The organism is Mycobacterium sp. E3298, assembly GCF_001666895.1.
Classification (GTDB): domain Bacteria; phylum Actinomycetota; class Actinomycetes; order Mycobacteriales; family Mycobacteriaceae; genus Mycobacterium.
In genome coordinates this window covers 1-13,190 of the sequence record NZ_LZJB01000276.1, presented here as the reverse complement: position 1 = coordinate 13,190, position 13,190 = coordinate 1, and the positions used below count along the sequence as shown (strand labels likewise).

General features: G+C 69.0%; 10 protein-coding genes and 1 pseudogene. 4 read left to right on the top strand and 7 right to left on the bottom strand.

Features of this window, described 5'->3' with window-relative positions; translation table 11 throughout:
• The first annotated feature begins 91 nt into the window (after window positions 1-91).
• Entirely contained in the window at window positions 92-2,251 is a 2,160-nt protein-coding gene (uvrB, locus tag A9X05_RS12950) for an excinuclease ABC subunit UvrB (RefSeq protein ID WP_067754825.1), read from the top strand.
• A 57-nt stretch (window positions 2,252-2,308) separates the two neighbouring features.
• The gene (locus tag A9X05_RS12945) at window positions 2,309-3,715 is read left to right on the top strand and encodes an MFS transporter (RefSeq protein WP_067781820.1); all 1,407 of its coding nucleotides are present in this window, start codon (window positions 2,309-2,311) and stop codon (window positions 3,713-3,715) included.
• A 12-nt stretch (window positions 3,716-3,727) separates the two neighbouring features.
• On the opposite strand, the gene A9X05_RS12940 is transcribed toward A9X05_RS12945, so the two are convergent.
• Window positions 3,728-4,447 carry an MgtC/SapB family protein gene (locus A9X05_RS12940; RefSeq protein WP_067781817.1) on the bottom strand — a complete coding sequence of 240 codons (720 nt, stop codon included), beginning with the start codon at window positions 4,445-4,447 and terminating at the stop codon, window positions 3,728-3,730.
• A 52-nt stretch (window positions 4,448-4,499) separates the two neighbouring features.
• On the bottom strand, window positions 4,500-6,071 hold the full coding sequence (locus A9X05_RS12935) for a glycosyltransferase family 39 protein (protein ID WP_067754912.1): 1,572 nt from the start codon (window positions 6,069-6,071) through the stop codon (window positions 4,500-4,502).
• Window positions 6,072-6,356: 285 nt separating this feature from the next.
• Here A9X05_RS12935 and A9X05_RS12930 point away from each other — a divergent pair, with 285 nt between their 5' ends.
• A complete protein-coding gene (locus A9X05_RS12930; RefSeq protein ID WP_067754834.1) occupies window positions 6,357-6,800 on the top strand; it encodes a universal stress protein in 444 nt (147 codons plus the stop codon).
• Window positions 6,801-6,812: 12 nt separating this feature from the next.
• On the opposite strand, the gene A9X05_RS12925 is transcribed toward A9X05_RS12930, so the two are convergent.
• Window positions 6,813-7,490: an MBL fold metallo-hydrolase gene (locus tag A9X05_RS12925; protein ID WP_067781814.1), complete on the bottom strand. Its 678-nt coding sequence runs from the start codon at window positions 7,488-7,490 to the stop codon at window positions 6,813-6,815.
• Between the two features lie 111 nt (window positions 7,491-7,601).
• Between A9X05_RS12925 and uvrA the strand changes: the two genes are divergently transcribed.
• Entirely contained in the window at window positions 7,602-10,505 is a 2,904-nt protein-coding gene (gene uvrA / locus A9X05_RS12920) for an excinuclease ABC subunit UvrA (protein WP_067781812.1), read from the top strand.
• A 6-nt stretch (window positions 10,506-10,511) separates the two neighbouring features.
• On the opposite strand, the gene A9X05_RS12915 is transcribed toward uvrA, so the two are convergent.
• From A9X05_RS12915 to A9X05_RS31665, 4 genes and pseudogenes are all read right to left on the bottom strand, one after another.
• Window positions 10,512-12,251 carry a serine/threonine-protein kinase PknH/PknJ gene (locus tag A9X05_RS12915; protein WP_067781809.1) on the bottom strand — a complete coding sequence of 580 codons (1,740 nt, stop codon included), beginning with the start codon at window positions 12,249-12,251 and terminating at the stop codon, window positions 10,512-10,514.
• A gap of 28 nt (window positions 12,252-12,279) precedes the next feature.
• Window positions 12,280-12,513, bottom strand: a complete 234-nt coding sequence (locus A9X05_RS12910) for a hypothetical protein (RefSeq protein ID WP_067754846.1) — start codon at window positions 12,511-12,513, stop codon at window positions 12,280-12,282.
• 10 nt (window positions 12,514-12,523) lie between these two features.
• On the bottom strand, window positions 12,524-12,961 hold the full coding sequence (locus tag A9X05_RS12905) for a DUF6653 family protein (protein ID WP_231975467.1): 438 nt from the start codon (window positions 12,959-12,961) through the stop codon (window positions 12,524-12,526).
• Window positions 12,962-12,967: 6 nt separating this feature from the next.
• Window positions 12,968-13,190 (bottom strand): annotated as a pseudogene (locus tag A9X05_RS31665) (esterase family protein); the annotation flags it as partial.

Here is a 13,190-nt window from a genome sequence, read left to right as displayed (position 1 = left end):
GGCAATCCGCTCTGAGCGCAATGGCCTGGTCAGAGGGCTGCCTGACGCCGGCTCCGCGACACTTGTCGGTGCGCGGTTCTAACCTGGTGGCATGGCTTTCGCCACGGAACATCCCGTAGTCGCACATTCGGAATACCGCGCGGTCGACGAGGTCGTGCGCGTCGGCGGCCACTTCGAGGTCGTCAGCCCGCACGCGCCCGCCGGCGACCAGCCGGCCGCCATCGACGAGCTGGAACGCCGCATCAGGGCGGGCGAGCGCGACGTGGTGTTGCTCGGCGCCACCGGTACCGGGAAGTCGGCCACCACCGCCTGGCTCATCGAGCGGCTGCAACGGCCCACGCTGGTCATGGCGCCGAACAAGACGCTGGCCGCCCAGCTTGCCAACGAGTTGCGAGAGATGTTGCCGCACAACGCGGTCGAGTACTTCGTCTCGTACTACGACTACTACCAGCCGGAGGCGTACATCGCCCAGACCGACACCTACATCGAGAAGGACAGCTCGATCAACGACGACGTGGAGCGGCTGCGGCACTCCGCGACGTCGTCGCTGCTCTCGCGGCGCGACGTGGTCGTGGTGGCCTCGGTGTCGTGCATCTACGGCCTGGGCACCCCGCAGTCGTACCTGGACCGCTCCGTGGAACTCAGCGTCGGCACCGAGGTGCCCCGCGACGCGCTGCTGCGGTTGCTGGTCGACGTGCAGTACACCCGCAACGACCTGTCCTTCACCCGGGGCTCGTTCCGGGTGCGCGGCGACACGGTCGAGATCATCCCGTCCTACGAAGAGCTGGCGGTGCGCATCGAGTTCTTCGGCGACGAGATCGAGGCGTTGTACTACCTGCACCCGCTGACCGGCGACGTGATCCGCCAGGTCGACTCGTTGCGGATCTTCCCGGCCACCCACTACGTCGCCGGTCCGGAGCGGATGGCCCATGCGATCTCGACTATCGAGGAGGAGCTGGCGCAGCGGCTGGCCGAGCTGGAGGGCCAGGGCAAGCTGCTGGAGGCGCAGCGGCTGCGCATGCGCACCAACTACGACATCGAGATGATGCGCCAGGTCGGCTTCTGCTCGGGAATCGAGAACTACTCGCGCCACATCGACGGCCGCGGCCCCGGCTCGCCCCCGGCGACCCTGCTCGACTACTTCCCCGAGGATTTTCTGCTGGTCATCGACGAGTCGCACGTCACGGTGCCGCAGATCGGCGGGATGTACGAGGGCGACATGTCCCGCAAGCGCAACCTGGTCGAGTACGGGTTCCGGCTGCCGTCGGCGTGCGACAACCGCCCGCTGACCTGGGAGGAGTTCGCCGACCGGATCGGGCAGACGGTGTACCTGTCGGCCACCCCGGGCCCCTACGAGCTGAGCCAGGCCGGCGGCGAGTTCGTCGAGCAGGTCATCCGGCCGACCGGCCTGGTGGACCCGAAGGTGGTGGTCAAGCCCACCAAGGGGCAGATCGACGACCTGATCGGGGAGATCCGCAAGCGCACCGACGCCGACGAGCGGGTGCTGGTCACCACGCTGACCAAGAAGATGGCCGAGGACCTCACTGATTACCTGCTGGAGATGGGCATCCGGGTGCGCTATCTGCACTCCGAGGTCGACACGCTGCGCCGGGTGGAACTGCTGCGCCAGCTGCGGCTGGGGGACTACGACGTGCTCGTCGGCATCAACCTGCTCCGCGAGGGCCTGGACCTCCCCGAGGTCTCGCTGGTGGCGATCCTGGACGCCGACAAGGAGGGCTTCCTGCGGTCCTCGCGCAGCCTGATCCAGACCATCGGCCGCGCAGCCCGCAACGTCTCCGGCGAAGTGCACATGTACGCGGACTCGATCACCGACTCGATGAAAGAGGCGATTGACGAGACCGAACGGCGGCGGGCCAAGCAGATCGCCTACAACGAGGCCCACGGCATCGACCCGCAGCCGCTGCGCAAGAAGATCGCCGACATCCTCGACCAGGTCTATCGCGAGGCCGACGACACGGAAACGGTGGGGGTCGGCGGGTCCGGCCGCAACTCCTCCCGGGGCCGGCGCGCCCAGGGCGAACCGGGCCGCGCCGTCAGCGCCGGGGTCTTCGAGGGCCGCGACACGACCAGCATGCCGCGCGCCGAATTGGCCGACCTGATCAAGGACCTCACCGAGCAGATGATGGCCGCCGCGCGAGACCTGCAGTTCGAGCTGGCCGCGCGCTTCCGCGACGAGATCGCCGACCTGAAGAAGGAACTGCGGGGGATGGACGCCGCCGGCCTGAAATGAGTTTGCTGGCAGCGCATCTCCGATTTGCACCCCTGAGGCACCCCATACGGTAGAAGGGTGACCGACACCGCGACCGTGACTGGCGGCTGGCGCCAGCTGCTGGGCGCCAGGTATCTGAGGACCTCCATCCTGCTGGCGGGTGGGGTGTGTCTTTACGCCACGAACGAGTTCCTGACCACCAGCTTGTTGCCGAACACCATCGCCGAAATCGGCGGCAGCCGGCTCTACGCCTGGGTCACGACCCTGTACCTCGTCGGGTCGGTGGTGGCGGCCGCGATGGTCAATCCGATGCTGCTGCGCGTCGGGGCGCGCTCGTGCTACCTGACCGGTCTCGCCGTGTTCGGCACCTCCAGCCTGGTTTGCGCGGCGGCGCCCAACATGGAGGTTCTGATAGCCGGGCGCGCCCTGCAGGGTGTCGCAGGCGGGCTGCTGGCCGGCCTCGGGTACGCGCTGATCAATTCCGCTCTTCCGCGCATGCTGTGGACGCGCGGCTCGGCGCTGGTGTCGGCGATGTGGGGCGTGGCGACGGTGGTCGGCCCGACGACGGGCGGCCTGTTCGCCCAGCTGGGCCTGTGGCGGTGGGCCTTCGTGGCGATGGCGGTGCTGACCGCCCTGATGGGCCTGCTGGTGCCCGTCGCGCTGGTCCGCGTCGAGCACACGCCCGTCGTGGCGCCGATGAAGGTCCCGGTGCGGTCGCTGCTGCTGATCGGTGCCGCCGCGCTGGCGGTCAGCGTCGCCCAGATTCCGAGCAACACGCTGGCGACGTTCGCCCTGCTCGCCGTCGGCGTCGCCCTGGTGGGAGCGTTCGTGCTCGTCGATTGGCGGACGCACGCGGCGATCTTGCCGCCCAGCGTCTTCGGCCCCGGCCCACTGAAGTGGATCTATCTGACCATGGGCGCGCTGATGGGCGCCGCGATGGTGAACACCTACGTGCCCCTGTTCGGCCAGCGGCTGGCGCACCTGACCCCGATAGCGGCCGGATTCCTGGGGGCCGCGCTGGCGCTGGGCTGGACGGTCAGCGAGATCCTCAGCGCGTCCCTCGAGAGCCCTCGCACGATCGCGCGGGTCATCGTGGCGGCACCGATCGTGGCCGCCTCCGGCCTGGCCCTGGCCGCGGTCGCCCGCCGCGGGGACACGTCCCCGTGGACGGCCGCGCTGTGGGCGATCGCGCTGCTGGTGGCGGGCACCGGGATCGGGATGGCCTGGCCGCATCTGTCGGCGCGCGCGATGTCCTCGGTCGACGACCCGGCCGAAGGCGGCGCCGCCTCGGCGGCGATCAACACCGTCCAGCTGATCTCCGCGGCCATCGCCGCGGGTCTGGCCGGCGTGGTGGTGAACACCGCCAAGGGCGGCGACGGGATGGCGGCGCACTGGCTGTTCACGGTGTTCACCGCGCTCTGCGCGGCCGGGGTGGCGGTGTCCTACGGCGCGACCCGCCCGCGCCAGGTGCAACCCGTCAGCTGACCCGCGGCGGCGTCAGTCCGGGTCGTCGTCGGCCTGGAAGACGGCCACCACCCCGTCGACGTCGCCCAACACCTGTCGCGCGCTCGCGATCCTGGTGCCGGACAACGTCATCGCCACCCGCACCTCGCCGTCGTCGATGTCGTGCGCGTCCGCGTCGAGCTCGGTGAGCTGCCAGTTCTGCTGCCCGCAGATGCGCAGCACCTCCCGCAGCATGCCGCGGCCGTTCTCGTAGATGATCTGCACCCGGACGGTGCCCCGCAGCTGGGCCGTCAGGTGGCCCTCGACCGCCTTGAAGACGAGCGCGCTGACGAAGTGCAGGGCCACGACGGCGCTGGCGAGCAGCAGCAGGCCGGCGCCCACCGCCATGCCGACCGCGGCCGATTCCCAAACCGCGGCCGCCGTCGTGAGCCCGTGCACGGCACCACGCCGGGTGATGATGATGCCGGCCCCCAAAAAGCCGACGCCGGAAACGATTTGGGCCGCGACGCGGGATGGGTCCAGTGCGACCGCGCCGGGCGACAGGACGTCGGCGAAGCCGTACTTGCTGACCAGCATGATCAACGCCGCCGACGTCCCGACGATCGTCTGCGTCCGCAGCCCGGCGCTCTTGCCCTGGATGGTGCGTTCGAAGCCGATGAGCGCGGTCAATCCGAACGCGGCGAACAGCTCGACCAGGTGTCGGAGACCCTGCACGTTGCCGCCCAGCAGCGGTGCGGCCAGCGAGCTTTGCATACCCCGTCAACTACCCAACAAATGGCGGTTCATGCCGCCGGCAAAGCGCGAATCAGCGCGTGGACTTCACCACCTGCGAGTAATGGAACTGCCAGCGTTCGACAATGCGGAACCCGAGGTAACTCGGGAATCGATAGGCCGGGGCGCGGCCGAATGCGGGCCCGGGTGGCAATGACGCCCCGGATTGGTGGTCGGGCAGCGACGTTTCCTTATTGGTAATGGTCCAGATCGCGGGGCATTTGTTGATTTTTGCGGTGGTGAGCCACACGGCGACGTGCCCGTCCCACAACGACCCGACCTTCGGCCCGTACGCGCCCCGTTCGACGTCGATCAGGGACCGGAAGGCCGCCGGCCGGGTGGCCAGCAGGGCACGGATCGGGCCGGGCCGCCACGGCACGGTGTTGTCGACCATCAGGCAGTCACCGGGGGCGGCGTGCGAGCTGATCAGATCGGCGACCTGGCTGTAATCCCAGCCCTCCTTGGCGTACGGCCACCGCTGGACGAACAGGTAGTTCGGCACCGCGGCCACGGCGCAGACCAGCACCACACCGGCGATCGGCCAGGGTTTGCGGGCGAGCGTGACGATGCACACGGCCAGCACGACGGCCATCGCGGGCGCGGTGAAGATCAGGTAGCGCGGGTAGTAGATCGGTTCGCTGACGGCCGAATAGACGACCACGAGCGCGGTGGGAATGACCAGCCAGGCCGAGCAGGCGATCAACAGGCGGCGCACGTCGCCGGCCGGTGGCCGGACCCCCGCCAGCCGGGCGGCGATCGCCGCCACGACGAGGACCGCGGACAGGATCGCGAACGGAACGCTGTGGTCGAAATACTGGCGCAGGACGATGTCGAACGCGTAATGCCAGCTGACCGGGTAGATCCAGTTGACCTGCCAAACCTGGGCGTGGGCGAACAACATGAACGGCGTCATGGCAGCGACCGCGACGGTCGAGCTGCCCGCCCACCAAATCAGCGGGGATTTGCGCGCTTTCTCGGGCGCCAGCAGAGGCACCATTACCGCATAGACCGGCACCAACAGCACCATGTTCAGATTCAGCAGAATCGACAGCATTAACGCCAGCGCGTAGCAAATCCACAATCGCGGTCTGTTGCGCCGGACGGCGGCGACGAGCAATACGGTGAGCCAGACCGCCGCGGCGGCCGCGAAGGCGTAGGGTCGCGCCTCCATGCCCGCCCAGGTGGTGCGCGGCAAGATGGCGAACACGACGCCCGCGCACACCGCGACCGGCCGGGTGGAGAACCGTCTGGTGAACACCGTGACACCCGCGGCGGCGGCGCCGATCGCGAGGGCGCTGGGCGCCCGCGACCAAAATTCGGTCGGCGGAAAAACGGCGAACCAGCCGTGCATCAGCAGGTAATACAGCCCGTGTACGGCGTCGATGTGGCTCAGCAGGCGCCACAGCTCGGCCAGAGTCCGGCTCGCCGCGGCCGAGATGGTCGCCCCCTCGTCGAACCACAGCGAGGGCCGGCAGGCCCAGGCGCCGCTGACGACGGCCGCGAAGACGGCGATGGCCCACGGGTCGAGCAATCTTCCGGGCGGACGCGCGGGTGCGGGCTCCTCGACGTGGTCCGCGACGCGCTGCTCGACGGTGGGCATTGACATGATGCTTGTCACTGTAAAGCGGAATCGCCGGGACGGGTCACAATACCGCCCCGGGCTATTCGACCCCGCCGTGCGCATTCCACGAAAAGCGGCGTTATGCAACGCTTTCCGCCGCCGGCCAGAGCATTTGAATGTTTTGTCATCGGCGATATTCTCCGTTGCCGCGGCGCGACGCCGCAAATTGTCGACACGCCCGGCCATGTGGTGTCGCTAATCTCTTCCCTGTGCAACGGGCAAACGCGATAGTGTCTTGGGTTGGCTGACCAACCGAATCAGGGAGGGTAAATGGGCGCCTATCGGACTGTGGTGGTGGGAACCGACGGCTCGGACTCGTCAATGCGCGCGGTAGACAAGGCGGCGCAGATCGCGGGGCCGGACGCCAAGCTGCTCGTCGCGTCGGCATACCTGCCCCAGCATGAGGACGCCCGGGCGGCGGACGCCCTGCGCAACGAGAGCTACAAGGTGTCCGGCACCGCGCCCATCTACGCGATCCTGCAGGATGCCAAGGAGCGGGCGCACAAGGCCGGGGCCAAGAACGTTGAGGAGCGCCCGATCGAGGGCGCCCCGGTCGACGCGCTGGTCAAGCTCGCCGAGGACGAGAAGGCCGACCTGCTGGTCGTCGGAAACGTCGGCCTGAGCACGATCGCCGGCCGGTTGCTGGGATCGGTGCCCGCCAACGTCTCACGCCGGGCCAAGGTCGACGTGCTGATCGTCCACACCACGTCCTAACGCAGGGCCGCCCTACCAGCCCCGCTCGCGCCATTCCGCCAGGTGGGGACGCTCGGCGCCCAGCACCGTGTCGTCACCGTGACCGGGGTAGATGACGGTCGAATCGTCGTACACGTCGAACACCCGCGTGGTGACGTCGTCGAGCAGCTGGGTGAAATCGCCAGGCTGCCACGTCTTGCCGACGCCGCCCGGGAACAGGCAGTCGCCGGTGAACAGCTGCGTGACCCCGCCCGTCGCGGGCCCGTCGAGGGCGAGCGCGACGGAGCCGGGCGTGTGGCCGCGCAGGTGGATGACCTTGAACTGCAGCTCGCCGATCTGGACGGTGTCGCCGTCGGCCAGCAAACGATCCGGTTTGACCGGCAACGGCTCGGCGTCGATCTCGTGGGCTGCAGTCGGTGCGCCGGTGGCCTCGGCCACGGCCTGAAGCGCCTGCCAGTGGTCGAAATGCTGATGGCTGGTCACGATCAGCGCCACCTTGGGCGCGTTCTGCCGGATCAGGTCGATCAGGACGTCGGCGTCGTTGGCGGCGTCGATCAACAACGTTTCGCCCGTGGCGGAACAAGTCACCAAATACGCATTGTTGTCCATGGGGCCCACCGACGCCTTTAGGATCGTGGCGCCGGGTAGGGTCCGGCGGGCCGCGGTACCAGGGTCGACGTGTCCGGTGTAGTTGTCGTCCAGGGCAGTCATAGCGGCCACGTTACTGGTCAGACGTTGCTTGTCGGTATGGGCACATAGCATGGAATGCGCCGTGCGCATCTACGGCTACAGCACGTCAAAGATTCACTGAAAGAAGGCAGCGTGGCTGACCGCCTGATCGTCAAGGGCGCCCGCGAACACAACCTGCGCGGCGTCGACCTCGACCTGCCGCGCGACGCGCTGATCGTCTTCACCGGGCTGTCGGGATCGGGCAAATCGTCGCTGGCTTTCGACACCATTTTCGCCGAGGGCCAGCGCCGGTACGTGGAGTCGCTCTCGGCCTACGCCCGCCAGTTCCTGGGGCAGATGGACAAGCCCGACGTCGACTTCATCGAGGGCCTCTCCCCGGCGGTGTCCATCGACCAGAAATCGACCAACCGCAACCCGCGGTCGACGGTCGGGACGATCACCGAGGTCTACGACTACCTCCGGCTGCTCTACGCGCGCGCCGGAACGCCGCACTGCCCGGTCTGCGGCGAGCGGATCGCCCGGCAGACGCCCCAGCAAATCGTCGACCAGGTGCTGGCGATGCCAGAAGGCACCCGGTTCCTGGTGCTCGCCCCGGTGGTGCGCACCCGCAAGGGCGAGTTCGCCGACCTGTTCGAGAAGCTGAACGCGCAGGGCTACAGCCGGGTCCGGGTCGACGGCGTGGTGCACCCGCTGACCGACCCGCCCAAGCTGAAGAAGCAGGAGAAGCACGACATCGAGGTGGTGGTCGACCGCCTCACCGTCAAGGCCAGCGCCAAGCAGCGGCTCACCGACTCGGTGGAGACCGCACTGAACCTGGCCGACGGCATCGTGGTGCTGGAGTTCGTCGACCACGAGCACGACGCGCACAACCGCGAGCAGCGGTTCTCCGAGAAGCTGGCTTGCCCCAACGGGCACTCGCTGGCGGTCGACGACCTCGAGCCGCGGTCGTTCTCGTTCAACTCGCCCTACGGCGCCTGCCCCGAGTGCACCGGCCTGGGCATCCGCAAGGAGGTCGACCCCGACCTGGTGGTGCCCGATCCGGAGCGCACGCTCGCCGAGGGCGCGGTGGCGCCGTGGTCGACGGGCCACACCGCGGAGTACTTCACCCGGATGATGGCCGGCCTCGGCGACGAGCTGGGCTTCGACGTCGACACGCCCTGGCGCAAGCTGCCGGCCAAGGCGCGCAAGGCGATTCTCGAGGGCTCCGACCACCAGGTGCACGTGCGCTACCGCAACCGGTACGGCCGAACCCGTTCCTACTACGCCGATTTCGAGGGCGTGCTGGCGTTCCTGCAGCGCAAGATGGCGCAGACCGAGTCCGAGCAGATGAAGGAGCGCTACGAGGGCTTCATGCGCGACGTGCCCTGCCCGGAGTGCGAGGGCACCCGGCTCAAGCCGGAGATCCTGGCGGTGACGCTGGCCGCGGGGCGGCACGGCAAGAAGTCCATCGCCGAGGTGTCCGAGCTGTCGATCTCGGACTGCTCGGACTTCCTGAACGCCCTGACTCTGGGCCCCCGCGAGCAGGCGATCGCCGGGCAGGTGCTCAAGGAGATCCAGTCGCGGCTGGGCTTTCTGCTCGACGTGGGGCTGGACTATCTGTCGCTGTCCCGCGCCGCGGCCACGCTGTCCGGCGGTGAGGCCCAACGCATCCGGCTGGCCACCCAGATCGGGTCCGGACTGGTGGGTGTCCTGTACGTGCTCGACGAGCCGTCCATCGGGCTGCACCAGCGCGACAACCGTCGGCTCATCGAAACACTCACGCGGCTAAGGGATTTGGGCAACACGCTGATCGTCGTCGAGCACGACGAGGACACCATCGCCCACGCCGACTGGATCGTCGACATCGGCCCGCGGGCGGGCGAGCACGGCGGGCAGATCGTGCACAGCGGCACCTACGCCGAGCTGCTGGCCAACACGGAGTCGATCACCGGGGCCTTCCTGTCGGGCAAGGAGGCCATCGAGATGCCGGCGATCCGGCGTCCGATAGACCGCAAGCGTCAGCTCACCGTGGTGGGCGCGCGCGAGCACAACCTGCGCGGCATCGACGTCTCGTTCCCGCTCGGGGTGCTCACCTCGGTGACCGGCGTGTCCGGATCGGGCAAGTCGACGCTGGTCAACGACATCCTGGCCACGGTGCTGGCCAACCGGCTCAACGGCGCCCGGCTGGTCCCGGGCCGGCACACCAGGGTGACGGGCCTGGACCACCTCGACAAGCTGGTCCGCGTCGACCAGTCGCCGATCGGTCGCACGCCGCGGTCCAACCCGGCCACCTACACCGGCGTGTTCGACAAGATCCGCACGCTCTTCGCGGCCACCACGGAGGCCAAAGTCCGTGGCTACCAACCGGGCCGGTTCTCGTTCAACGTCAAGGGCGGCCGCTGCGAGGCGTGCACGGGCGACGGCACGATCAAGATCGAGATGAACTTCCTGCCGGACGTGTACGTCCCGTGCGAGGTCTGCCACGGCGCGCGCTACAACCGGGAAACGCTGGAAGTGCACTACAAGGGCAAGACGATCTCCGAAGTGCTGGACATGTCGATCGAGGAGGCGGCGGAGTTTTTCGAGCCGATCACCGGCATCCACCGCTACCTGCGCACGCTGGTCGACGTCGGCCTGGGCTACGTCCGGCTGGGCCAGCCCGCCCCCACGCTGTCCGGTGGTGAGGCGCAGCGCGTCAAGCTGGCCGCCGAGCTGCAGAAGCGTTCGACGGGGCGGACCATCTACATCCTCGACGAGCCCACCACCGGGCTGCATTTCGACGACATCCGCAAGCTGCTCACCGTCATCAACGGGCTGGTGGACAAGGGCAACACGGTCATCGTCATCGAGCACAACCTGGACGTCATCAAGACGTCCGACTGGATCGTCGACATGGGTCCCGAGGGCGGCGCCGAGGGCGGAACCGTTGTCGCCGAGGGCACCCCGGAGGACATCGCCGCCGTGCCGGAAAGCTACACCGGGAAATTCCTCGCCGAGGTGATCGGCCGCGCCGCCCCGCCGCAGCGGCCGAAGCGGCGACGCAAAGTCACCGCCTGACCGCCGTCAACCGGGGATCTTGGTCGCCATCTGGTTGGCGATCTGCCTGGCCTGATTGATGGTTCCCGGTGCGCAGACGTTGACGTCGAGCACCACGTTCGACACCGCCTCCAGGACGTGCTGGCACACCACCGGGCTGTTGGCCAACGTGTGCTGCAGCGCGATGTTGGGCGGATTGCCGCTGATCTGCCCGAAGGTCCATTCGAATGGGGCTTTGTCGCTGGGCTGGGTCACGGTCTTCCCCCCGCAGTCCCGCCATTGGTTCCACTGGTCGTTCACGAATCCCCGGGCCTGGTCGGCGGACGCGAAGATCACCGCGCCCTGGACCACGACGTAGGCCGGGTTGCTCAGCGGCTTCTTCATCAGCTGGGCCAGCATCGCGGTGTAGCCGCTGCTCTTGTACGTCCGGGTCTGGAAACCGATCAGCGCCCCGAGGCACTTGTCGTCCGACAGCGTATTGCCGGGACCCGGGTCCGTCATCTCCGTCACGTTGTGGTCGACGATGATGCCGGTGGTGCCGACGAGGGTGTTGATCTGGTCGACGGGAAGCAGCAGCGAATCCAGTTGTGCGGGAGCCACCGTGGGGGAGGCGCTGGTCGTCACCGCGCTCGTGGTCGAGGGCGCGGCGGTCGCGCCGGTGGTGGGGCTCTCGGGTTGTGCGGCCCCGGACTTGTCGACCGCCAGCCACACCCCGGTGCCCGCGATCACCGCGATGACGAGCGCGAGGGCGCCGATCACCAGCCCCAGCCTGCGCCGCGGCGGCGCGGGCGGCGCCCACGGCGGGGCGGGCGGAGGCGCGAACCACGCCGGGTGCTGCGGCGCGGGCTGGGCGGCAAAGGGTTCCACGCGCGGCGGCGGCGCGAAATGTTGGCTGTGCTGGATCAGCTCGGTCGCCTCGCGTTGGTCCGGCGTGCTCAGCGCGTGCAGGGCCGCCTTCGCCAGATCGCCCGCGGTGAGGTAGCGGTCGTTTGGGTCTTTGGCCATCCCGCGCGCGATGACCTCGTCGAACGCGGCGGGGACGGCGGGATTGCGCCGGCTCGGGCGCGGCACCGGTTCCACCAGGTGTGCCGCCATCAGGCTGCTGAGGCTGGTGCTCTGGAAAGGCCTTGTGCCCGTGAGGCATTCGAAAAGGAGACAGGCCAGGGCGTAGATGTCGACGCGGTAGGTGGGGTCGTCGTTCCCGAAGCGCTCGGGCGCCATGTAGTTCCAGCTGCCGATGGCGGCGCCGGTCTTGGTCACCCGCTCGTCGGTGGCCGCGGCGGCGATGCCGAAGTCGACCAGGTAGGCGAAGTCGCCCCCGGCGAGCAGGATGTTCTCGGGTTTGATGTCGCGGTGGATGACCCCGGCGCGGTGCGCGGCATCGAGGGCGGCGGCGACCTGCTCGACGATCGCGACCGCGCGCGGTGGCGGTAGCGGCCCGGTGCGGCTGAGCACCGTCCCCACGTCACGCCCCTCGATGAGGCGCATGTCGATGAACACCTGACCATCGATTTCGCCGAAATCGTGTATCGGCACGATGTGCGGTTCCTGAAGCCGGCCCGCGGTCCGGGCCTCGCGTTGCATGCGCCGCCGAAAGGAGTCATCGGAGCTCACCTGCTCGGACATCAGCTTCAGCGCCACCACGCGGTCCTTGACGGTGTCGTATGCCTCGTAGACCTCGCCCATCCCGCCGCGACCCAGCAGTCGCCGTAACTGGTATGGCCCGAACCGGCTCCCGATCCGCGGACCGGGCTGCGTTTCACTCATCGACGTCCCCCCGACGCCAACCGCTTCCCTAGCCCTCGTCCGCGCGCATCGACTCGCGGATCTGGGCCAACCGCTCGGCGGCGGCGCGCTCGCGCTCGTCGTATTGCTCGGCGACGGAACGGCCCTCGGGGGAGTCGGCGTCCAATTCCGCGTCACCCAGGGACGTCGCGTAGCGATTTTCGATCTTCTCGCGCACGGACTCGAAGGTCGGCACGCCGGCGCTGTCGTACCCGGGATCAGGCGGGGTTGGTTCGTCGGGCATGGTCGTTACGCTACTGAAGCCCCGGCCGGTCCCGCCGCTCCCGCTCCCAATAGCGCACCATTTGCTGCCAGTACACCAGCGTCAACGTCATCTGCACCCCAGCGGCGATCGCCGCCGGCCGCGCCCGGCGGCGCCAGGCGGCCACGACGGCAACGACCGCGGCGGCCGACGTCAGCGCGCTGACCGCCATCGCGCCATCGCGCGGGCGGCGGCTGATCCACAGCTCCTCGCCCAGCATGGCCCGCGTCGACCACGCCCGCTGGTGACCCGGCGCGCCGAACACGAACGGGTTCACGGCCAGCCACAGCGCGATCCACGCCGCGTGGCTCCAGCGCCGCGTCCACGGCGGCACCAGGATCAGCGGGGTGCTCGCCCAGCGGGTCCAGGCGCTCCACGGATTGCAGTGCCGCGCAAAGATCGCGCGCCGAACCCGGGCAATGGAAGGCACCCGCGGCTACCGCCGGGCGGGACTGGAGTGGTCGGCCGGAACGACGACCGGGGCGGCGGCCGCGGGCGGGGCGGCGGCGCCGGGCAACGGGGTCCGCGGAATCCCAGGCGTGCCCAGCCGGCCGGCCAGCCACGGCAGCGCGGCGGCGAAGGCCCGGTCGGCGAACGGCCAGTCATGCTTGCCGGGCTGCGCCAGCACCGCGCAGTCGATGCCGTTGGCCCGCCCGAGC